General features: G+C 64.9%; 21 protein-coding genes. 5 read left to right on the forward strand and 16 right to left on the reverse strand.

Annotation, left to right across the window (positions count from 1 at the left end):
• Positions 1-7: 7 nt before the first annotated feature.
• The 9 genes from EJ073_RS02115 to map all read right to left on the reverse strand — a co-directional run bounded on the left by EJ073_RS02115 (position 8) and on the right by map (position 7,826).
• Entirely contained in the window at positions 8-481 is a 474-nt protein-coding gene (locus EJ073_RS02115; protein ID WP_126054223.1) for an aminoacyl-tRNA deacylase, read from the reverse strand.
• Positions 482-615: 134 nt separating this feature from the next.
• Entirely contained in the window at positions 616-1,014 is a 399-nt protein-coding gene (locus EJ073_RS02120) for a cytochrome C oxidase subunit IV family protein (protein WP_126054224.1), read from the reverse strand.
• 26 nt (positions 1,015-1,040) lie between these two features.
• Complete coding sequence (locus tag EJ073_RS02125) at positions 1,041-1,763, reverse strand: heme-copper oxidase subunit III family protein (protein WP_126054225.1); 723 nt, start codon at positions 1,761-1,763, stop codon at positions 1,041-1,043.
• A gap of 10 nt (positions 1,764-1,773) precedes the next feature.
• Positions 1,774-2,478: a cytochrome c oxidase subunit 3 gene (locus EJ073_RS02130; protein WP_126054226.1), complete on the reverse strand. Its 705-nt coding sequence runs from the start codon at positions 2,476-2,478 to the stop codon at positions 1,774-1,776.
• Positions 2,475-4,244: a cytochrome c oxidase subunit I gene (gene ctaD, locus EJ073_RS02135; RefSeq protein ID WP_126054227.1), complete on the reverse strand. Its 1,770-nt coding sequence runs from the start codon at positions 4,242-4,244 to the stop codon at positions 2,475-2,477. The genes EJ073_RS02130 and ctaD overlap by 4 nt, the downstream gene beginning before the upstream one ends.
• Positions 4,245-4,265: 21 nt before the next feature.
• Positions 4,266-5,138 carry a cytochrome c oxidase subunit II gene (locus tag EJ073_RS02140; RefSeq protein ID WP_126054228.1) on the reverse strand — a complete coding sequence of 291 codons (873 nt, stop codon included), beginning with the start codon at positions 5,136-5,138 and terminating at the stop codon, positions 4,266-4,268.
• A gap of 153 nt (positions 5,139-5,291) precedes the next feature.
• Positions 5,292-6,056 (reverse strand): TIGR01458 family HAD-type hydrolase, encoded by a 765-nt coding sequence (locus EJ073_RS02145; RefSeq protein ID WP_348627231.1) that lies wholly within the window; start codon positions 6,054-6,056, stop codon positions 5,292-5,294.
• A gap of 139 nt (positions 6,057-6,195) precedes the next feature.
• Positions 6,196-6,966 carry a DNA repair protein RadC gene (radC, locus tag EJ073_RS02150; protein ID WP_126054230.1) on the reverse strand — a complete coding sequence of 257 codons (771 nt, stop codon included), beginning with the start codon at positions 6,964-6,966 and terminating at the stop codon, positions 6,196-6,198.
• 32 nt (positions 6,967-6,998) lie between these two features.
• Entirely contained in the window at positions 6,999-7,826 is an 828-nt protein-coding gene (gene map / locus EJ073_RS02155; protein ID WP_126054231.1) for a type I methionyl aminopeptidase, read from the reverse strand.
• Positions 7,827-8,124: 298 nt separating this feature from the next.
• Between map and EJ073_RS02160 the strand changes: the two genes are divergently transcribed.
• Both EJ073_RS02160 and EJ073_RS02165 read left to right on the forward strand, forming a co-directional pair.
• Positions 8,125-8,412 (forward strand): hypothetical protein, encoded by a 288-nt coding sequence (locus EJ073_RS02160; RefSeq protein ID WP_245455452.1) that lies wholly within the window; start codon positions 8,125-8,127, stop codon positions 8,410-8,412.
• Positions 8,413-8,732: 320 nt separating this feature from the next.
• Positions 8,733-9,029, forward strand: coding sequence for a DUF982 domain-containing protein (locus tag EJ073_RS02165; RefSeq protein ID WP_126054233.1), 297 nt, complete (start codon positions 8,733-8,735; stop codon positions 9,027-9,029).
• Between the two features lie 27 nt (positions 9,030-9,056).
• On the opposite strand, the gene EJ073_RS02170 is transcribed toward EJ073_RS02165, so the two are convergent.
• The 7 genes from EJ073_RS02170 to EJ073_RS02200 form a co-directional block, all read right to left on the reverse strand.
• Positions 9,057-9,416 (reverse strand): hypothetical protein, encoded by a 360-nt coding sequence (locus tag EJ073_RS02170; RefSeq protein WP_126054234.1) that lies wholly within the window; start codon positions 9,414-9,416, stop codon positions 9,057-9,059.
• A gap of 50 nt (positions 9,417-9,466) precedes the next feature.
• Entirely contained in the window at positions 9,467-10,153 is a 687-nt protein-coding gene (locus EJ073_RS02175) for an aspartyl/asparaginyl beta-hydroxylase domain-containing protein (protein ID WP_126054235.1), read from the reverse strand.
• Positions 10,154-10,249: 96 nt separating this feature from the next.
• Positions 10,250-11,716 (reverse strand): efflux transporter outer membrane subunit, encoded by a 1,467-nt coding sequence (locus EJ073_RS02180; RefSeq protein ID WP_126054236.1) that lies wholly within the window; start codon positions 11,714-11,716, stop codon positions 10,250-10,252.
• Between the two features lie 97 nt (positions 11,717-11,813).
• Positions 11,814-14,945 carry an efflux RND transporter permease subunit gene (locus EJ073_RS02185; protein WP_126054237.1) on the reverse strand — a complete coding sequence of 1,044 codons (3,132 nt, stop codon included), beginning with the start codon at positions 14,943-14,945 and terminating at the stop codon, positions 11,814-11,816.
• On the reverse strand, positions 14,942-16,093 hold the full coding sequence (locus tag EJ073_RS02190; RefSeq protein ID WP_126054238.1) for an efflux RND transporter periplasmic adaptor subunit: 1,152 nt from the start codon (positions 16,091-16,093) through the stop codon (positions 14,942-14,944). The genes EJ073_RS02185 and EJ073_RS02190 overlap by 4 nt, the downstream gene beginning before the upstream one ends.
• Positions 16,074-16,262, reverse strand: a complete 189-nt coding sequence (locus EJ073_RS02195; protein ID WP_245455453.1) for a hypothetical protein — start codon at positions 16,260-16,262, stop codon at positions 16,074-16,076. Before EJ073_RS02195 ends, EJ073_RS02190 begins: the two co-directional genes overlap by 20 nt.
• Before the next feature lie 111 nt (positions 16,263-16,373).
• Positions 16,374-17,075: a hypothetical protein gene (locus tag EJ073_RS02200; protein ID WP_126054240.1), complete on the reverse strand. Its 702-nt coding sequence runs from the start codon at positions 17,073-17,075 to the stop codon at positions 16,374-16,376.
• A gap of 229 nt (positions 17,076-17,304) precedes the next feature.
• Between EJ073_RS02200 and EJ073_RS02205 the strand changes: the two genes are divergently transcribed.
• The 3 genes from EJ073_RS02205 to EJ073_RS02215 all read left to right on the forward strand — a co-directional run bounded on the left by EJ073_RS02205 (position 17,305) and on the right by EJ073_RS02215 (position 21,693).
• On the forward strand, positions 17,305-18,027 hold the full coding sequence (locus tag EJ073_RS02205) for a response regulator transcription factor (protein ID WP_126054241.1): 723 nt from the start codon (positions 17,305-17,307) through the stop codon (positions 18,025-18,027).
• Entirely contained in the window at positions 18,024-19,322 is a 1,299-nt protein-coding gene (locus EJ073_RS02210; RefSeq protein ID WP_126054242.1) for an ATP-binding protein, read from the forward strand. Before EJ073_RS02205 ends, EJ073_RS02210 begins: the two co-directional genes overlap by 4 nt.
• Before the next feature lie 166 nt (positions 19,323-19,488).
• Entirely contained in the window at positions 19,489-21,693 is a 2,205-nt protein-coding gene (locus EJ073_RS02215) for an adenylate/guanylate cyclase domain-containing protein (RefSeq protein WP_126059059.1), read from the forward strand.
• Positions 21,694-21,808 lie beyond the last annotated feature (115 nt).

The following is a 21,808-nucleotide window of genomic DNA, read 5'->3' on the forward strand; positions in this document are numbered from 1 at the left end:
GCTAGCTTCAGTAGGCCGGATGGCTGAAGCGGGCCTGGCGCGCATCCGTTGTCAGGTTACGAAAGTCCTTGCCGCTGACATGAACGAGCGTCCTGTGGTCGCCGCCTTCGAAATAGATGTCGTCGGCGTTGCCAAGGCTTTCGTCGAGGATCACCGGCACGTCATAGGCGGCTCCGATCGGTGGCACCGCGCCGATGTCGCAATCGCCGAAGAGCGAGACCACCTCGTCCTCGGAAGCAAGCCCGAGACGCTTATCCATGATGCTTTGCAACGTGCCGAGCTCGATCCTGTGCGTGCTCGGGACCACGGCCAGCGCATAACCGAGCTCGTGGTGGACGACCACCGATTTGGCCATGATGCTGCCGGGCACATGCGCGGCGATGGCGGACTGCCGGCTGGTGGACGTGCGGTGATGCTCGACGGTGTCATAGGAAACGCCCTTGCCGTCGATGAAATGCTTCAGTTTGTTCGCGATCGTCATTTTGGCTCCCCTTGCTTCAGGTTGTGATGCAATTGGAACGACGGCTGTCTTCGACCGTCTCCGATACCGACAAAGATGGCTCAGCCATCCATTGTTTCAAGGCGAGGCGACCGTCCAGCAACTCCGGCTGTGCGTCAGGGTCCGGCACCGAAAAACGTTACACGGGTGAAAAGCGTGTAGTCGGACTCGAAGACCATCATCATCGTGAACACCAGCACCAATATCGGCGGCAGGATGATCGCATAGGCGAGCGCCAGCCTTTCCCAGGCCATGTGCATGAAGACGGCGACGATCAGCCCGGCCTTGAGCATCATGAAGATCAGGATCAGCGACCATCTGAGATAGCCGTGCAGCCCGAAATAGTCGACCAAGTAGGAGCAGGTGCTGAGGATGAACAGCCACACCCAGACCACCAGGTAGAGCTTGATCGGATGCTCCTGATGCGCCTCGGCCACGGCGACCGTCGCAGCGTCATGCGCGTGGTCGGCGTGCAGTGCGTGTTGCCCGAGACCGTTTGCGGTTGCTTCAGCCATAGCTTCCTCTCAACAAAGCCTGCTTCTCACCAAAGATAGAAGAAGGCGAAAATGAACACCCAGACCAGGTCGACGAAGTGCCAGTAGAGGCCCATGATCTCGACATTCTCGTAGCGGCCCCTGCGGCTTGTGAAGAAGCCGGGCCGCCCGATGTCGTAGTCGCCGCGCCAGACCTTGCGCGCCGTGATGATCAGGAAGATCACGCCGATCGTGACGTGGGTGCCGTGGAAGCCGGTGATCATGAAGAACGAGGAGCCGAATTGCGCGGCGCCCCAGGGATTGCCCCAGGGCCGTACCCCTTCGGTGATCAGCTTGGTCCACTCGAAGGCCTGCATGCCGACGAAGGTGGCGCCAAGCGCGGCGGTCAACAGCATCAGGATCGCGGTCTTGCGGCGGTCGCGGCGGTAGCCGAAATTGACCGCCATGGCCATCGTGCCGCTGCTCGAGATCAGTACGAAGGTCATGATGGCGATCAGGATCAGCGGAATCTCCTGGCCGCCGATGCGCAGCGCGAAGACCTCGCTCGGATTGGGCCATGGCACGCGCGTCGACATGCGCGCCGTCATGTAGGAGAGCAGGAAGCAGCCGAAGATGAAGGTGTCGCTGAGCAGGAAGATCCACATCATGGCCTTGCCCCAGGACACGTTCTTGAACGCGCGCTGGTCCGAGGCCCAGTCAGCGGCAATGCCTTGCCAGCCGGAAGGCCTTGGCTCCGTTTGGCCGCTATGCACCAGTGTCGTCTCAGCCATCGCCTGCCTCCTAGGTCAGCAGCTGCCGGCAAATGTCGATGAACGTCGCGGCCCAGCCGGCCAGAAGGGCGAAGATGCAGAGCCAGACGAAAAGCAGGAAATGCCAGTACATGGCGCAGAGCTCGACGCCGAGGCGCAGCCGCTCCGGCCGAGCGCCGTTCCAGGCGCTAGCGCTCGTCCTGCCAAGGCCGATCAGACCCCCCAGTATGTGCAGGCCGTGCATGCCGGTGATCAGATAGAAAAAGCTGTTGGCCGGGTTGGCGGCGAGAAGATAGCCATCCTCGGTCAGTTGCCGCCACGCCACGAGCTGCCCGATGAGGAAGCCAAGCGCTGTTACCCCGGCCGTGACAAGACCCAGCCGGACATTGTCGACCTGGCATTTGCGCGCGGCGGCGACGGCGCATTGCAGCGCGATGCTGCTCAGCACCAGCACGCCGGTGTTCAGCCAGAGGAGGCGCGGCAGTGGCAGCGGCCGCCAATCCGACAGGCCCATGCGCATGAAATAGGCGCTGGTGAACAGCGAGAACAGGCAGCCGACGACGGCGAGGAAGACGCCGAGGCCGATCTTGGCGGTGGGCAGGGCCGACCGGTCGAGGTCGACGAAATCCCCTGCCAGGCCTTGTTCCAACCATGGTTTCGCCGTCAGCCGCTGGTGCGAGAGCCACCAGCCGGCGAAACCGGCGATCACAGCCAGGAAGACCAGGATGACGCTCATGCCGGCTCCTTGGAGAGGCCGAAATTGCCCGGCACGTTCTGCGGAATGAAGTCCTCCTTGGCGCCCGGCACGCTGTAGTCATAGGCCCAGCGATAGACAATCGGCAGCTCCTTGCCGAAATTGCCATGGGTCGGCGGGGTCTCCGGCGTCTGCCATTCCAGCGTCGTCGCCCGCCAAGGATTGCCGCCGGCCTCGCGGCCATTGCGGATGCTCCAGATCAGGTTGAACAGGAACACCATCTGGGCGAAGCCGACTATGAAGGCCATGATCGAGATGAACGAGTTCAGATGATGGGCCGACTCCGTCATTATCGTCATATCGGTCAGCTCCGCGTAGCGCCGCGGAATGCCGATCAGGCCAAGATAGTGCATGGGGAAGAAGATCAGATAGGCGCCAAGGAAGGTCACCCAGAAATGGAAGCGGCCGAGTGTCTCGTCGAGCATGCGGCCGGTGACTTTCGGGTACCAATGGTAGATCGCGCCCAGGATCACTAGGATCGGCGCGACGCCCATGACCATGTGGAAATGGGCGACGACGAACATCGTGTCCGACAGCGGTACGTCGACGACGACATTGCCGAGGAACAGCCCGGTCAGCCCGCCATTGACGAAGGTGACGATGAAGGCGAGCGCGAACAGCATCGGTATGGTGAGATGGATGTCGCCGCGCCACAGCGTCAGCACCCAGTTATAGACCTTGATGGCGGTCGGAACGGCGATGATCAGCGTGGTGGTGGCGAAGAAGAAACCGAAATAGGGGTGCATGCCGCTGACATACATGTGGTGCGCCCAGACCACAAAGCTCAGCGCACCGATGCCGACGATGGCCCAGACCATCATCCGGTAGCCAAAAATGTTCTTGCGCGCATGGGTGCTGATGAGGTCGGAGACGATGCCGAAGGCCGGCAGCGCGACGATGTAAACCTCGGGGTGGCCGAAGAACCAGAACAGATGCTGGAACAGGATCGGGCTGCCGCCATTGTGCTGCAGTTGTTCGCCCATCTCGACGATCGCCGGCATGAAGAAGGAGGTGCCGAGCACGCGGTCGAGCAGCATCATCACGCAAGCGACGAAAAGCGCGGGAAAGGCGAGCAGCGCCATCACGGTGGCGGTGAAGATGCCCCAGACGGTGAGCGGCAGCCGCATCATCGTCATGCCGCGGGTGCGCGCCTGCAGCACGGTCACGACATAGTTCAGGCCGCCCATGGTGAAGCCGATGATGAACAGGATAAGTGAGGAGAGCATCAGGATGATGCCCCAGTCCTGGCCGCCGGGCGTGCCGGTCATGATGGCCTGCGGCGGGTACAGCGTCCAGCCGGCGCCGGTCGGTCCGCCGGGCGCGAAGAAGCTCGACACCAGGACCAGCACGGCGAGCAGGTAGATCCAGTAGCTCAGCATGTTGACATAGGGAAACACCATGTCGCGCGCGCCGACCATAAGCGGGATCAGGTAATTGCCGAAGCCCCCTAGGAAGAGCGCGGTGAGCAGGTAGATCACCATGATCATGCCGTGCATGGTGATGAACTGGTAATAGGCCTCGGGGGTGATGAAGTCGAACGTGCCGGGGAAGCCAAGCTGCAGCCGCATCAGCCAGGACAGCATCAGCGCCACGAAGCCGATCGCCGTCGCCGTCGCCGAATACTGGATGGCGATGACCTTGGCGTCCTGCGAGAAGACGTATTTCGTCCACCAGCTGTGCGGATGGTAAAGTTCCATTTCCGCGACTTCGGCCGGCGGTACGGCATCTGCAGGCGTGATATCGACCATGGCGGCACCTCCGTGCCCTGTTCAGCGTGCCTCGACAGTTTCGAGTTTTGCCGCAACGTCCAGACCAGACGCCGTCGCCTGGTCGGCCGAGCCCGTCTTCTGGGGCGCCGACAGTTGCGCGAAAGTCTGCTGCTGGCCTAGCCAGGCCAGGTAGTCCTGTTCGGTATCGACCATGACCACGCCATGCATCAGCGGGTGACCCTGGCCGCAGAGTTCCGCGCACAGGACCTGGAAGGTTCCGGTCCTGGTCGGGGTGAACCAGAAATAGGTGACTGAGCCCGGGATCATGTCCATCTTGGCGCGGAATTCCGGGATGTAGAAATCGTGCAGCACGTCGACCGAGCGCAGCACCATCTTGACCGGCTTGCCGATCGGCAGGTGCAGATCGGCCGCCTCGACCACGACATCGTCCTGGCCGTTGGGATCGCCGGGGATGACGCCGAGCGGATTTTCAGCCGTTATGTCGCGAGTGTCAGAGGTGCCGAGCTTGCCGTCCTTGCCGGGCAAGCGGAAGCTCCATTGCCATTGCTGGCCGATGACTTCGACCTCGGTCGCGTCGCTCGGGACAGTGACGAAGCGGCTCCAGACGAACAGGCCGGGCACCAGAAGGGCGGTAACACCCACTCCCGTGACGACCGTCAGCCACCATTCGAGGCGCTTGTTCTCCGGTTCATAGGCGGCGCGGTTGCCTTCCCGGTGGCGGAAGCGGAACACGCAATAGGCCATGAAAAGCACCACGGCGGCGAAGACGACGCCGGTGATCCAGAAGGTTATGATGATGGTGTTGTCGATATAGTCCCAGTTCGAGGCAATCGGCGTCCACCACCATGGGCTCAGGAAGTGAAACACCACAGAGCCCACAACAACCAAAACGAGTACAAGCGCAATGGCCATGTCCCGTCCTCCCGGCATTCGAGGGGGCGCGAAGCCGTCCCGGTGAATGCCGCTGGCATCATAGCGTGATTTGCGGTTGAAATTCCAGAGCCGACTATGCGTGGGATGTACATGTGGACAAACTGGCGCGTCTGCAGTCACGGAGCCTCGTTTTCAGGTCGGACTGGATCGCGCGATGATCCAATCGGCGGCCGCCGCGAGATCGGCGACGGTCGCGGTCGGCGGCGGATCGAAGCGCTTCTCGTCGCCGCGGCGATATTTGCCGGTGCGCACCAGCAAGGCGCCCGAAAGCCCCGCGCGGAGCGCGCCGGCTATGTCGGCCTCGGCGTCGTCGCCAACCATGATCGCCTGTTCCGGCGGACAATTCATCGAGGCCAGCGCCGAGAGAAAGAATGCCGGTGACGGCTTGCCGAGAACGGTCGCGCGTTTCAGCGAGGCAAACTCCAGTGCGGCGACAAATGGCCCGGCATCGAGGCTGAGCGCGCCATCGGCATCGCGAAATGTCCGGTTAGTGGCGAGAGCCAGCAATTCGGCCCCCGCGACCAGTTCGCGGAACGCGTCGTTCAACACCGCGTAAGTCAATGCGTCGCCAGCGTCGCCGACGATGACGGCGCGCTTGTCGCGGGCCGGCAATTCGCCGAAATCCGGTTCGAGGCCGGGGTGGACCAGCAGATATGGCGCGCGGCCGTTGCGCAGCAGCCATTCGCGCGCGGCCTGCGCCGGGGTGAAGACATCGGCCTTGGCGGCGGTGAGGCCCATCGCCCCCAGATGGTCGAGAACCTTCTTTTTCGACGAGCGCGTGGTGTTGCTGACGAAGCGTATGGAAAAACCGGCCTGGCGCAGACGCGCGACGGCGTCGACCCCGCCCGATATGGCAGTCGCGCCATCATAGATGACGCCTGCGAGGTCCAGCAGCACGCCCCTTGTCATCACCCCAGCATGACGAGGAGCGCGCCATGCGTCAAATGCGAAAGGGATCAGATTGCGGCAAGTAGCTATGCTACCTATGCTTTCGTCGGGCCAAGTCGCCGGCGTGGGGCAGAGATCGACACCGAACTCAGATCAACAACAGCCCCTTCATGCTCGCATTGCCCTTTCGGCCGATGATGATGTGGTCGTGGACGCCGATGCCGAGCGGTTTTGCCGTTTCGATGATCTGCTTGGTCATCTCGATGTCGGCGCGCGACGGTGTCGGGTCGCCGGACGGATGGTTGTGGACCAGGATGATGGCGCTGGCCGAAAGCTCCAGCGCGCGCTTGACCACCTCGCGCGGATAGACCGGCGTGTGGTCGACGGTGCCGACCTGCTGCACTTCGTCGGCGATCAGCCCGTTCTTCTTGTCGAGGAACAGCACGCGAAACTGCTCGCGGTTTTCGAAGGCCATGGCTGACCGGCAATAGTCGAGAAGCTGCGTCCAGTTGGAGACGATTTCGCGGCCGTGCACCTCGCCGCGCGCCATGCGCTGCGCGGCCGCGGCGATCACCTTCAGGTCGACCGCCACCGAGGGGCCGATGCCCTTCACCTCCTGCAGCAGGTTGACCGGCGCGCCGAGCACTTCGGCGAAGGTGCCGAAGCGCGCCAGCAAGGCCTTGGCGATCGGCTTGGTGTCGACGCGCGGGATCAGCCGGAAGAGCAGCAGTTCGAGAAGTTCGTAGTCGGGGAGGGCGTCGGCGCCGGCGGCCGTGAAACGCTCACGCAAACGGTCACGATGGCCATGATAGTGCGGCTGTTCTGGTGTCGCCCTCTTTTCGACCGCCGCTTTGCCGGCCGGCGGTTCGATCCACCGCTCGGAGAAAAATCCCCGCTCGTCATCGCCGGTTTTTCCCATGAACCCGCCACCCCCGAAGGCTTTGAGGGAGACTAGGCCGGCAGGCCGGGGCGGTCGAGTTTTTTCGGCGAGAGCGTGAAGATCTCGCAGCCGGTGTCGGTGACGCCGATCGTGTGCTCGTATTGCGCCGACAGCGAGCGGTCGCGTGTGACCGCGGTCCAGCCGTCCGACAGCACCTTCACATGCGGGCGGCCGAGATTGATCATCGGCTCGACGGTGAAGATCATGCCCGGCCGCATCTCGACGCCTTCGGTGGCGGTGCCGTAGTGCAGGATGTTCGGCGCGTCGTGGAAAAGCTGGCCGACGCCGTGGCCGCAGAAATCGCGCACCACCGAGCAGCGCTCGGCCTCGGCATAGGTCTGGATGGCAGCGCCGATGGCGCCGGTGCGGGCGCCCGGCCTGATCGCGGCGATGCCGCGCATCAGGCACTCATGGGTGACCTCGAGCAGGCGCTCTGCGGCGCGCTTGATGGTGCCCACCGGATACATGCGCGAGGAATCGCCATGCCAGCCGTCGAGGATGTACGTGACGTCGATGTTGACGATGTCGCTGTCCTTCAGCGGCTTGTTGTCGGGAATGCCGTGGCAGACGACGTGGTTGATCGAGGTGCACGACGATTTGGTGTAGCCGCGATAGTTGAGCGTCGCCGGCAGCGCGCCATGGTCCATGCCGAACTCGAAGACGAAACGGTCGATCGTCTCGGTGGTGACGCCCGGCGCGACCATCGGCACCAGCTCGTCGAGGCAGCGTGCGGTGAGCTCGCAGGCCTTGCGCATGCCGGCAAAGCCTTCCTCGCCATAGAGGCGGATCTGGCCGGTGTTTCTGAGCGGTGCCGTGGCGGCGTCGAGATAGGTGACCATTTATGTCCGTTTGCCGGGGTGGTTGGCTCCTGATGCGAGCCGTCACGAAAAATCCCCCCAGATTTGGCACCGGAAGCCGCAAGGTTCAAGGACGAACTGCCGCTGCCGGACTTAAGCCCGCACTATTCGGCCCCGATGGCCGATGTCCCAGCCGTCCGCCCGGTCCGGTGCCGGATTGGCGCGGTGCTTTTCTCATGCGGCTCGACGGGGTAGGGCGAAGGGAAGAGTTTGGAGACTTGATGGCTTCCACGCGCGCAAGATCAATGCTGTCACTGGTTAGGGCGGCCTGCTGCTGCCGGTGTCGCTGCTCGGTCTCGCCCAGCAGCAGGCGATCAGCGCTGCCGCTTCGGGCGGCGCCGGCATCAGCTTGGCGCGGCAGGGCGACCAGGTCGCGCTGCCGCGCATCACCGGCAAGACGCAGGCGCTCGAGCTCCGCGCCGGCCGGGCGCTGCCGGTCAAGTTCCTGAGCAGCGATGCCGGCGCGCTTGCGCTGGCGGCCCATATTCTCCTGGTCGACCAGAATTCGCCGATCCAGGCGGCAGCCGCGCCAGCCGCCATATCCGCGCGGCAGGCGAGCACCAACTAGCCGCGCGCGCCGCCTTCCGCTTGATCTCGGCGGTCGCGGACCGCGCCATCAAACCATTCCCCATTCTTTCGCGCCGCGACCCGCGCGGCGGCCGTCCGTGGTCGCGTGGCGCGCCATTTTCGGAAACATGTTCACTGCAACTTCAACGCAACGCATCAAGACATTCAAGACACTGACGCGCGGTGCCTCGGCCGCGCTGTTTCTCTCGGTCCAGGCCGGGCTTACCGCACTCAGGACACATTCCTGAGTCAAAAGCCCGGCCAAAGCGATTTTTCAGGACGAACGCCGGTGCCGTGACAGCACCGGTCGGGAGACTTGGAATGGACAGATTGCAATTCGAGGTGCCGGTGCGCATCGCGCCTGCGCCCGGCCTGCCGGTCGAGGAGATCTACGGCGTCGAGCAGGCGCTCGATTTCCTGCAGGCCTGGCCGGCCCGTCGCCAGGGCAAGGTCCATGAGGCCGCCTTCAACGCCTGCTTCGGCGCCACGGTGGATGTGGTCAAGACCGAGGATGCCTGTCGCGCCTTTATGGCGTTCTGCCGCGTCAGCGGCCTGCTGGCCAGGGACATGATGGTTCCCGGCAAGCGCGGCGGCGAGGCGAGGGGGCTGCGGGTGTAAGCTTGCATCGTCCGCCTTTGCCGGCATCTAGCGGCTGAATTTCAGGTCCGGCTTGTCGCCGTCCCAACCCTGAAGCCCTCCAGGCGCCTCGCGAAAGCGCAGGCACCTTGTGCCCATCTTGCCGGCGATGCAGATCTGGTCGCCTTTAACGGACCAGCTTACGGACAGCGTGAAGGGCATGGGGCCACGGATGCTTCCCGTCCCATCCTTCTTGAGCGTGAATTTGAGCGTCTTGCCGTCGGGTGTATCCGCAGACCAGGGACGGCCGTCGGCGAGAACGGCGGCTGCCCTCTGCGGCGACAGGAAGGCCTGGTCCTGCGCGGCAAATGCAGCACCACCGGTAAGAATTGCGATCGAGGCTGCCACGAGCGGCACATTGATCTTCATTGCGATCTCCAGTCTTCGCTTGATTTGTTGGAAGGGCAGTCGGCCCGCATTCAGCCCGAAAAAGACACGCCCCGGTGGCGCATCCCAGTCTGCACGCCGCGAACGATCAGCCGGGACAGGATTTCCATGTCCAGCGGCATTCGCGGACGCCAGACATCAAGGAGAAGGGCGATCCGGGGCTGGTCGGCGTGGTTTGTCACCTCGTGCGGGAAGGTGTCGTCCCACAACATGCATTCGCCGTCGGCGATGCGTCTTTCCTGATGGTTGATCATCATGATCGTTGCCGGCCGCCCATCAGCCTGGCGCGGGATGGCGAGGCCAAGGTGAAACCGCATGATGCCGCGAAAAGGTCCGCGATGGCTGGGGATGTGCTTGCGCGGGGCCAGGAACGAGATCGCCGCCGATTTTACCTCCGGGCATCCGGCAAGCAGCCGGCTGAGCACCGGCATACGCACCAGGTTTTCCGGAACCGGAAGATCGTAGGCCTTGAGCACGAACATGCGCCAGTCGAGGCCGTCATTGGCCGAGATCTCCGCCTGCTCCGGCATGATATCGTGGAAGCGCGGCACCTTGCCGTGTTGCACCGAAAGCGCCTCGTCGCGGATCGCCTGCCAGGCGGCGGTGAACTTCGTGGCATTGGGAAAATGCGTGCCGGCATCAAGAATCGCCGGTGCATCTATGCGCTTTTCGTAGATACGACGGACGAGACCGGTTCCGAGATCGTAGGCGCTCGACATTTCATCACCTCGATGGGTTTACAGATATGGTGGGCGATTGCTTCCGGGCTGTTGCTCACGGAGATTTGTTTGCGCTGTTGAACTCTGCCTCCAATGTCATTGCGTCTTCGCGGCCAGCCTGGGGCCGGTGCTGGCGTCGACGATTTCGGGCTTTGCACTGTCGATGACGCCGTCCCAGCCACCGCCGAGTGCCTTGTTGAGCGCGATGTAGTCGGTGGCCAAGGAGACGCGGCTTTGCAGCATCGTGTCCTCGGCCGAATAGAGCGAGCGCTCAGCGTCCAGCACATCGAGCAAATTGGTTTCGCCGGACGTGTAGAGCGTCCGCTCGAGACGCGCCGCGTCGCCGTAGGATTTCGCCGACGAGGCAAGCTTGCCATTCCTGATGCGCTCCTGCGTCAGCGAAACGCTGGCGTTTTCCACATCCTCCAGCGCCGTCAGCACCGATGCCTTGTAGGCGATGAAATACTTGTCGCGCTCGGTCCTGGCGACGTCGGCGGCTGCCTCCAGCTTGCCGGCGCTGAACAGCGGCACGCTGAGCGTCGGCCCAAAGGACCAGCCGATGGTCGAGTTCTTGCCGAGATCGCCGAGCCTGAGGGCCGAGGTGTCGATGTTCCCGGTCAAGCTGACGCTCGGATAGCGGGCCGCCTCGGCCTGGCCGATCCTGGCGGTGTACTGAGCGTATTGCCGCTCCGCCAGGCGCACGTCGGGGCGGGCAAGCAGGATATCGGCGGGAATGCCGGCCGGCACCGGCAGGCGAGGCGCGGGAATAGGCGCGCCACGCTTCAGCCTGTCGTTCAGAGCCGCCGGCGGCCGTCCGGTGAGGACGGAAAGACGGTGCACCGCCTCGGCATAGCTTGCCTCCAGCGTCGGCACGTCGGCCTCGGTGCTCGCTGCCTGTCCCATGGCCTTGGCGACATCGGCTGCCGTCGCCGTGCCGGCTTCAGCCATGGTGCGGGTAAGGGCCGCGGTCTGTTTTTGCGACGCCGCCGAGCGGCGGGCAAGTTGAATACGGGCCTGATAACCGCGCGCCTGGGCGTAGTTCGAGGCGACATCGCCGATCATTGTGAGCAGCGTCGAGCGCAGCTCTTCCTCTGACGCATCCAGCCCGTAGCGGGCCGCCTCGACGCTTCTGCGGTTAGCACCGAACAGGTCCAGTTCCCAACTGGCGTCGAAACCGGATTGATATTCGCTGTAGACACTGTCCGAACCCGAGGTGGTCACGGCTGACTTGTTGCGCGTTGCCGATCCCGAGCTGTCCACGGACGGGAACAGGCTCGCCGCGCTCTGGCGATAGCTGGCGCGGGCCTCGCGTATCCTGGCCTTGGCGGTGGCGACGTCGAGATTGCCGGCAACCGCTTCCTCTACGAGCGCGTCGAGCTCCGGGTCGCTCAGCCGCTGCCACCATTTCGACAATTGTGCCGGCTTTGCCGGCGAAGCCTTCTTCTGGCTGCTCCAGGCCGCCGGCATCGGCAGAAGCGGCTTCTGATAGTCCGGGCCGACGACGCACCCGGCGAGCGTGGTCGCCGCCAGCATGACGACGCTCAGCCTAACCCAACTCGTCATACGCGTTACCTCAAATTCGATTGATCTTTGCCGGGCGCGAACAGTGCGCTCTGGCGGGATGGTCGAGCTGCAGGATCCAATCGGGGTCGCCTGGCGATCAGGCGTTCCCGGTTAGGCTTTCGGGCGAGACGGTAGGCTTTGCGGCTTCGGGCCCCTCGGCCAGCAGCTTGCTCAAATGGCGGGCGAGGAAGCGCTGGATGTCGTCCATGAAGGTGTAGACGACGGGCACGTAGACGAGGCTGAGCACGGTCGAGGAGAGGAGCCCGCCGATCACCGCGATCGCCATCGGCGCGCGCGTCTCGGCGTCGGCGCCGATGCCGAGCGCGATCGGCAGCATGCCGGCGCCCATGGCGATCGAGGTCATGACGATCGGTCGGGCGCGCTTGCGGGCGGCGTCGAGCAGCGCCTCGAAGCGGCCGAGGCCACGCTCCTTCTCGGCGACCAGCGCATATTCGACGAGCAGGATCGAGTTCTTCGCCGCGATGCCCATCAGCATCAGAAGGCCGATCAGCGGCGTGACGCCAAGCGCGTTGCCGGTGAGGAGCAGCAGGCCGAGCGCGCCGCCGACCGAGAGCGGCAGCGCGACCAGGATGGTCACCGGCTGGACGAAGCTGCGGAACAGGAGGACCAGCGTCAGATACATCAGCAGGATGCCGGCGGCGATCGCCGTGGCGAAGCCGGTGAACAGCTCCTGCATGCGGGCGGCGTCGCCGCGCGCCAGCTCGTGGACGCCGGCCGGCAGGCTCCGCATGATCGGCAGGGCGCGGATGGCCGCGGTGCCTTCGCCTAATGTCAGACCGGAAAGATCCGCCTCGACGGTGGCGCTGCGGCTGCGCTCCACCCGGGTCAGGCTGTTCGGCCCGGCGTTGAAGCCGATGTCGGCTACGGCGCCGAGCGGGACTGTGCCCTTGGAGCCGGTCAGCGGCAGGACGGCAAGCTTTGCCGGATCGTCGATGACGCCGTCCGGCAGGGTGACGACAATCGACACCTGGCGATCGCCAAGGTTGAACTTCGCCAGGTTGGTGTCGGTGTCGCCGATGGTGGCGATCTTGACCGTCGCAGCGATCTCCGTCGGCGTGACACCAAGCTCGGCCGCCTTGGCGCTGTCGGGGCGCACGATCAGCTCGGGCTTGGTGGTCGCGGCGGTCGAGGTCGGGTTGATCAGGCCGGGCACCGACTTCATCTCGTCGATCAGGGCATCGCTCGCCTTTTCGAGCGCTGCGCCATCATCGCCGACCAGCGTGATCGACACCTTGGCGCCGGAGAAGCCGTCGGCGCCGAACTGGATGCGGGCACCAGGAATGTCGTTCAGCTTCGGCGAGGCTTCGGCTTCGAACGCCTGCTGGCTGAGCAAGCGTTCGGCGCGCGGCTTCAGATTGATCGTGACGGTGGCGGTGCGCACCTCGGCCGAGCTCGAACTCTGGTTCGGCCCGCCGCCCGAGGAAGCGGCCGTGCCGATCGTGGCGAAGACGCTGTCGACGGCCGGTTCACGCTCGAGGCGCTCTGTAATGTCCTGCACCACGGCCGTTGTCTGCTCGATCGTCGAGCCCGGCTGCAGTTCGACCGAGATCATTGAGCGGCCGCGATCGGCCGCCGCCATGAATTCGGTAGGCAGTTTCGTGGCCAGGAGCATCGAGCCGGCGAAGAAGGCTATGCCGGCGAACAGCGTGATCCAGCGGCAATTGAGCGCCTTGCGCAGCAGCCAGAGATAGGTCGGCACCCAGGCCGGGAGGTCGTCCTCGCTGTGGCCGCCGGCGCGCACCAGATAGGCGCCCAACAGCGGCGTGAGCATGCGCGCCACCAGCAGCGAGAACAGCACCGACACGCAGACGGCGATGGCGAAGCTGATGAAGAATTTTCCGGGAATGCCGGGCATGAAGGCCACCGGCAGGAACACCGCGACGATGGTCGCGGTGGTCGCCACCACGGCAAGGCCGATCTCGTCGGCGGCCTCGATCGCCGCCTGATAGGCGCTGGCGCCGGTCTGGCGCATATGGCGAACGATGTTCTCGATCTCGACGATGGCGTCGTCGACGAGGATGCCGACCACCAGCGACAGCGCGAGCAAGGTGATGTTGCTCAGCGAGATGTCCAGGGCCGCCATGACGGCGAAGGTCGGGATCAGCGACAGCGGCATGGCGACGGCCGACACCAGCGTCGCCCTGATGTCGCGCAGGAACAACCAGACCACGCCGACGGCGAGCAGGGCGCCGAGCCACAGCGCCTCGAGGGCCGCGTCATAGCTTTCCTGCACGAAACCGGACGAGGAGGTGACCTCGCTGAACTTCGCCCCAGTGGCTTTCGCGCCGATTTCGGCGATCGCCGCGCGCGCGGCCTTGACGACGTCGATCTCGCTCGATCCGACCGACCTGTAGACGTTGAAGGCAACGACTTGCTTGCCGTCGAGATAGGCGGCCTGGCGCGGCTTCTCCCAGCTGTCGACCACGGTGCCGAGATCGGAAAGCTTGACGTCGCCGGCGCTGGAAAGCGCCATGCGGGTGTCGGCGAGCGCCTCGACCGTGGTGGCGCTGGCCAGCGTGCGCACAGACTGCTCCTGGCCGCCGATGGTGGCGCGGCCGCCGGGCTGGTTGACGTTGTTCGATGCCAGCGTCTGGCTGACGTCGCCGGCGCTGATGCCGAGCGCGGCCAGGCGGTCGGGATCGAGCTCGACGCGGATGACACGGTCGACGCCGCCGGAGCGGGTGATCTTGGAGACGCCGTCGACGCCGAGCAGGGCCTTGGCCACGTCGTTGTCAATGTACCAGCTCAGTTGATCGGGCGACATGGTCGGCGCCTCGACGACATAGGTCAGCACCGAATTGCCGTTGGCGTTGACCTTGGCCACGACCGGTGTCTGGGCGGCGGCCGGCAGGCTGGACTGCACGCCCGAGACCGCGTTGCGGACGTCGTTGGTGGCAGTCTCCGGATCGGTGCCGAGGGTGAACTCGACCGTGGTGACGGACGAGCCCTCGCTGATCGAGGTCGAGACATCGTCGACGCCTTCCAGTGTCGCCACGGCATTCTCGATCACCCGCGCGACCTGAACTTCCATCTCGCTCGGAGCCGCGCCCGGCTGCGCCACAGTCACGGTGACGGTCGGCAGGTCGATGTCGGGCATGTTGTTGGTGCGCAGCTGCATGAAGCCGTAGAGGCCGGCGATGGTAAGCGACAGGAAGAGCACGATGGTCGGAACCGGGTTGCGGATCGACCAGGAAGAAATGGCGTTCATTGCGCGCTCCCCGTCGAGCCCGCGGCAGCGCCGGCGTCGGCCACGGCGGAGGCGACGCGCACCAGATTGCCGTCCGAGAGGAAGCCGGCGCCGGCGACCACGACATGATCGCCTTCGGAGAGACCGCTTTCGATGGCGACACGGCCGCTCTGGCGCGTGCCGGTCGTGACGAGACGCGCGCTGACCTTGTCGGCAGCGTCGACGACGAAGACAGCCGGCTTGCCGTCATGCCAGACAAGCGCGGCTTCGGCGACGCTCAGCCGTTGCGAGGCGGCGGTCGCGATCGAGACGCGGGCGAACATGCCCGGCTTCAGGCGGGAGGCTTCGCCGAGCGAGACATAGACGGTGGCGAGCCGCGTGGTGGTGTTGACCGTTTCGGCGATCGAGGAAACGCTGCCGGCAAAGTGGCGGCCGGAGGCGTCGACAACGTCGGCGGCCTGCCCAACGGAGATCGCCGCCAGGTCCTTCTCGGGCACAAGCACGCCGACCTCCAGCCTGCCGTCGCGGATGATCTTCATCAGTTCGGTTCCGGCCTGGACGATCGACCCGGCGACCGCCGGCTTGCTGGAGACGATGCCATCGAACGGCGCACGGATGGTGGTGCGGTCGAGCTCGGCCTGCAGCCGCTCAGTGGCGGCTTGCGCCTGGTCGACCCCAGCCTTGCCGGTCTTGACGGCGGTTGTCTTCTCCTCTGCAGTCTCGGCGCTGACGGCGTTGCTGGCCAAGAGTTTGTCGGCGCGGGCGGCTGCCGATTTCGCGGATTCAAGCGTCGCCTGCGCCTCCGCGACCGCTGCCTTCTGCTCCGCGAGCTGGGCTTTGAGCAGCGAGTCATCCAGCCGGGCCACGACATCGCCCGCCTTCACATGATCGCCTTCGGCAACCAGCACGTCGGTCAGGCGCAAGCCGCTCTCCTCCGCTCCAATCGTCGCTTCCTGCCAGGCGGCGACCGTGGCGGTGGCGCTGACGGAAGCCGTGATCGCCTCGGAGCGGACCACCTCGACGGAAACGGTCAGCGTGGCGGCCTGAGCGGCCGTCCGCGCCGCTGGTTCGGGCGCGCCGCGGCCATAGGCTTTCAGCGCCACGACGGCGGCGAGCGCAACCAATGCGGCCAGCAGGAGGAGATGCCTCTTACGCAATTTTCTGGTCATGATTCTTGCTGCTTGAAGGGTCGGAGAGCGGAAGCGATAGGCGGTAGGCGGCGAAGCTCAGCCGGATCGCGCCCTTGAGCGTCTCCGCCGGCAGGACCAATGGCGTGGAGCGGGCGCGGTGGCCGATCGGCAGGCCTGGGCCGATGGAGGCGATCAGCCGCAGCATCATCAGGGCTTCCCACAATTGTCGTGCTTTCGTTTTTCAATGACTGCAGTCTGCCGCCTGCAGAACCGGCCGGCCCGTGAACGGGTGGGTCAGCGGGCCGGCCGGTGCAGCCGGTCAGAGTTGTTCGCCATTCCGGGGTAGGGGTGGCGGAAGCTGTCCGCCGCCAGGCAGACCTCCGGGGCCGGCTGCATCGTCCGGCGGATTGCCCCAGGGACCGGGGGGAGGGCCGTGGGGTCGTTCCGCCGAAGCGAGGATCTCGAGCTGCTCGGGCGTCAGCTTGGTGCGGAGCGCTGAGATCGCGTCCTTGAGCCTGGCTGCCGCGATGGCGTGCTGCGTCACGTCGTCGGCCAGCTTCTCCTGGAAGGCGAAGGGATCGCGGGCCTCAGGCTTGCCGGCGGGACCGTTGCCTGCCGCATCGGGGCCGCGCCCGCCGGTGCCGCCCGGACCATGGTCGGGCCGCGGTGGCGCCAGCACCGCCTGCAGGGCGCTGGTATAGTCGCGCCAAGCGTCGAGCTGCTCGGATCGCACACCGATCTTGGTCTCAAGCGCGGAAAGCCGGGCCGCGAGCATGAATTCCGGCGGCGGTCCCATCCGGCGTTCACCAAAGCGCTGCGGACCGTGGCCTTCCGGACCGAAGCCGTCCGGTCCGTGCCGCATCGGCCCATGTGGGCCGGGCCAGGGCATTGGCCCCCGGTCCGCGCCGTCCGGCTGCGCCAGCATCGGCGGCTGGTCACCGGGCGCATCCGGCTGCGCCGCCAGCACGGGATGAATGGCCGCGACCGAGAACAGGCCGAGCGCAAAAAGTCTGCTTCGCATGACGTAATCCTTTCCTGCATGCTTCGGATCGCTGGAGGATAGGAAGCGTCTTTTGCCGCTTTGCTTCGGCGCGTTGCTGAAGGTTTCCGCAAAAGGGAGATTTGTTTCCCAATGTTTCCGGGCGCCGGGTGGAAACATTGGGTTGCAATTTTCCATGCCGCTTGCCCGCCGCGCTCCTATAATCGCCGGCAAACAAGCAAACAGGGCAGGAAATGCAGGCGGGCAGGTAATGCAGGCACAACCCCACATCCTCGTCGTCGACGACGACCGCGAAATCAGGACGCTGCTCGGGCGCTATCTCGATGGGCAGGGCTTTCGCGTCTCGGTGGCGGCTGACCGGCGCGAATCCGAGCAGAAGCTCGGCTCGGGCCAGTTCGACCTGATCGTGCTCGACGTCATGCTGCCCGACGGCTCGGGCCTCGACATCTGCAGGGCGCTGCGCGATCGCAAGCCGCATATTCCGGTCATCCTACTGACGGCGCTGAAGGAGGATGTGGACCGCATCATCGGGCTGGAGCTCGGCGCCGACGACTATCTCGGCAAACCGTTCAACCCGCGCGAGCTTGCCGCCCGCATCCGTGCCGTGCTCAGGCGCTCAGCACCGGAAGAGGCTCCGCCGCGTGTGCGCGTCTACCAGTTCGCCGGCTACAGGCTGGAGCCGGACACGCGCAAGGTGATGGATGCCGAGGGCGCGCTGATCGACCTCACCGGCGCTGAGTTCGACCTGCTGCAGGTCTTCCTCGACCGCCCCGGACGGCTGTTGTCGCGCGATCAGTTACTCGATCTGACGCAAGGCCGCGAGCGTGACCCGCTCGACCGATCCGTCGACGTGCTGATGAGCCGACTGCGGCGCAAGTTCGGTGACGCGGGCGAGGGTCCGCTGTTCAAGACGGTGCGCAATGGCGGCTACCAGCTCACCGCGCGCGTCGAGACGGCCGAGGCCGAAGCATGACCTCGCTGCGCCGGCGCCTGATCATCCTGCTGGTCGCGTCGATCGTCGGCGTCGTGGGCCTTGCCACGTTCGTCGCGATCAAGGTGCTCGGCGGGCCGTCCCCCGAGCTCATCATGCGGCCGGTCGCCCGCCAGGTGCAGCTCATGGTGCAACTGGTTCCGGGCCATGTGGCCGGTCCGAGTGACGCGCCGATCAACATCAGCGACCGTCCCGCCGACGGTTTCGAGGACCTCAAGCACACGCGAGTGCTCAACGACATCCTGCATGACGACGGTCTCGACCTTTCGGCGACCGTCAGCCGCAACCCCGGCAGTCCCGGCATGGTCGCCTCGGTCGCGCTGCCCGGCAATCGCTGGATGATCGTCGACGTGCCGGACTTCAATCCACCGCGCGATGTCTGGTTCGTGCTGGCCGGCTGGATCACGCTGATCGCGCTCGGCGCCACGGCGGTCTCGGTCTATTTCACCGCCGTGCTGGTGCGGCCGCTGGAGATGCTGGAGACGGCGGTCAGCAAGATCGGATCGGACGGCGTGCTGGCGGCGGTGCCGGAGAAGGGGTCGGCGGAAGTCCGGGCGACGGCGCATGCGCTCAATCAGCTCTCCGCCAGGCTGAAGACGGCGATGGAGAGCCGCATGCGGCTGGTCGCCGCCGCCGGCCATGACCTGAGGACGCCGATGACGCGGATGCGGCTCAGGGCTGAATTCCTCGACGACGACCGCGAAAAATGGCTGCACGACCTCGATGAGCTCGACCGCATCGCCGACAGCGCGATCCGGCTGGTGCGCGAGGAGGTCAACCAGGATGCCGTCGAGCCGGTCGACCTGGCGAGGCTGCTGCGCGACATCCAGGCCGAGATGATCTCGCTCGGACATCCGGTCTCTGTCGGCCAGCTCGACAAAGTCTCGGTCAAGGCCGGCGCGCTTGGCCTCAGGCGGGCTCTGCGCAACCTGATCGTCAACGCCGCTACACATGGCAGGGGCTGCAGCGTTGCCCTGACGAGCGCCGGCGGCCAGGCCGTGCTGACCATCGACGATGATGGGCCGGGCATTCCGCCGGAACTGCTCAACAAGGCGTTCGAGCCGTTCTTCCGGGTCAATCCGGGGCGGCTGCAATCGATACCGGGGGCGGGGCTGGGGCTGGCCATCGCCAAGGAGATCATCGAGCGCTACGGCGGGACGATCGCTCTAGAGAACAGGGCGGGCGGGGGCTGTCGCAGAGGGTGGCTTTTCGAGCCGTTTCCTAGTGCAAAGAACACCAGTCAACTCGAAGCCTTGCGCGTGCGCATGCTCACTTAACCTGTTCAATCTCAGGAGCCGGCGCTAGGCCTTTCGGCGTTGCCTGCTAGGTTGGCGATTGCGTATTCGCCGGGAACAATGCAGCCTAGGCTTGGGGTTCGAGAAGCTACTTCCCGGGCGGGACCATGCAGGACGGATTCGCGGCACGGCAACTGGTGCAGAAGTCATGACACGCGCTCAGTTGGCCGGTGTCATCCTGGGCTTGTCGCTGGTAGCGGCGCTTACCATTGTCCGGGCGAGCGACCCGCAGCCGTTGAGACTCGCCCGCGAAGCGACGTTCGACCAATATCAGCGGCTGGCACCTCGCAGCTTCGAGGCGATGCCCGTCCGCGTGGTCGACATAGACGAGGCTTCATTGCGGCAGTTCGGGCAGTGGCCGTGGCCCAGGGATCGCATGGCGGCTCTGGTCGACAAACTGACGGAGCTTGGCGCGGCAGTCATCGCGTTCGACATCCTTTTCGCCGAACCCGATCGTCTGTCGCCTCGCAGTGTTGTCCGCGACGTGCCAGGCATCGATCCTGCCCTGCTCGATCGCCTGCCCGACAACGACGAGATCTTCGCCCGGTCGATCGCCGGCAAGCCGGTTGTCCTGGGTTACGGCATCTCCAACGAAGGGAACTATCATCCGCAGGTGAAGGCTGGCATTGCCTTTACGGGCGAGAGCCCGGTCGATGCTCCTCCCCATATCAGGGCAGCCACACCGCTGCGGCCGCAGCTTGAGGCCAATGCCGCCGGCATCGGACATATCAGCCTCAATCCAGGCAAATCGACCGCTGTCGTGAGGACAGCTCCACTCTTTCTGACTGATGGCGAGCAGCTTTATCCGGGTCTTGCTCTCGAAGCCATGAGGGTAGCGCAGGGCGCCTCCACCTATCTGATTGCCGGCGCGCCGGAAGGGCAGGGCATAATGACCTCCGTCAAGATCGGCGACTTCGTTATCCCGGTGACCTCGGCAGGCGAACTCTGGCTCTATGTCAGTCCCGACAGGGCGGAACGGTATGTTTCGGCGAAGGACGTGCTTGCACCCAATGGCGTCTCGCCCCAAACAAGGGCCGCGATCGAGGGCAACATCGTGTTTGTCGGCACCTCCTCCGCCGGGCTGCAGGATATTCGTGTCACGGCGCTCGGTGAGAACGTGCCGGGCGTCTCGCTCCACGCGCAGATGGTTGAACAGGTACTGTCCGGCCACTATCTGTCGCGGCCCGACTGGGCAAACGGGCTGGAAATCGCGTCGATCGCGATGCTGGGCAGCCTTCTGGTGCTTCTCACGATTTTCGTAAGCCCCGCGATTGCTCTCGCCTGCGGCCTGGCGATCACCGGTATGGCGCTCGTCGCATCATGGCTTGCCTTTTCGCTTGCGGGACTGCTGTTCGACCCGTTTGCGCCAATCGTCATGGGCTCGATCACGCATTTCGCGACCACCTCTTTCCGCTTCCTGGTGACTGACCGGGAGCGGCGCGCGATCCGGCGGGCCTTCGGTCAATATCTGTCGCCATCGCTGCTCTACCGTATCGAGCACACCCGCGACGCGCTTCGTCTTGGCGGCGACGACCGCGAGCTGACCGTGATGTTTGTCGATGTACGCAACTTCACCGAGATCAGCGAAAGACTGCCGCCCACCGCCGTCGTGCGGTTTCTGAACACGCTTCTCGACGCGCTCAGCCGTCATGTCACCGCCAACGAAGGCACACTCGACAAGTTCATCGGCGATTCGATCATGGCCTTTTGGAATGCCCCGATCGATGTCGCCGATCATCCCGCCAAAGCCGTTCGCGCGGCATTGGCCATGCGCGAGACGATTGCTCGCCTCAACGAAAGCGACGCATTCGGATTCGGCGCCGAGCAGACGGTTCGCATCGGCATCGGAATCCATACCGGCGTCGCCTGCGTCGGAAACATGGGTGCTGAGTCGCGATTCAACTATTCGGCGGTGGGCGACGCAGTGAACACCGCAGCGCGTATCGAGACGGTGTGCAAGACGGTGAGCTTCGACATCCTCGCGTCCGACGACACCGTAAGATCGCTGCCAGGCTGGGCTTTCCTCGACGCGGGATCGCTGGAGCTCAAGGGAAAAAGGGCGAGGACGAGAATCAATGCCGTCGTCGGCGATGAAAGTGTTGCCTCGTCGCCGGATTTTGCGGAATTGCGGCTTCTGCACGGCAAGCTCGTCGAAGCGTTGCGTTCGCGCTCGCCTGGCAGCCGAAAGATCATCGCGGCGGCCAAAGCCAAGGCCGCGGGCCTGCCGGCGGGCTTGCAGGACTTCTATGGCAGGATATCGCGCAGAGCGGATGATTTTCTTGCCAAACGGGCGGGTGCGGCGGCGGAAGCGAATGCCGGCTATGCGGAGCAACAATTCGGCTCCAACTCCTGACCTGCATTTGGACAGGGCAGTTGACCGCCGCGCTCGCTGCTCTTCAAGGGCAATGAGTTCGGCCACACCGATCTAGAAGCACTTAGCCCCGACCGGCCAGCGAAGCCGAATAGCG

This window comes from Mesorhizobium sp. M4B.F.Ca.ET.058.02.1.1, assembly GCF_003952505.1.
Lineage (GTDB): Bacteria > Pseudomonadota > Alphaproteobacteria > Rhizobiales > Rhizobiaceae > Mesorhizobium.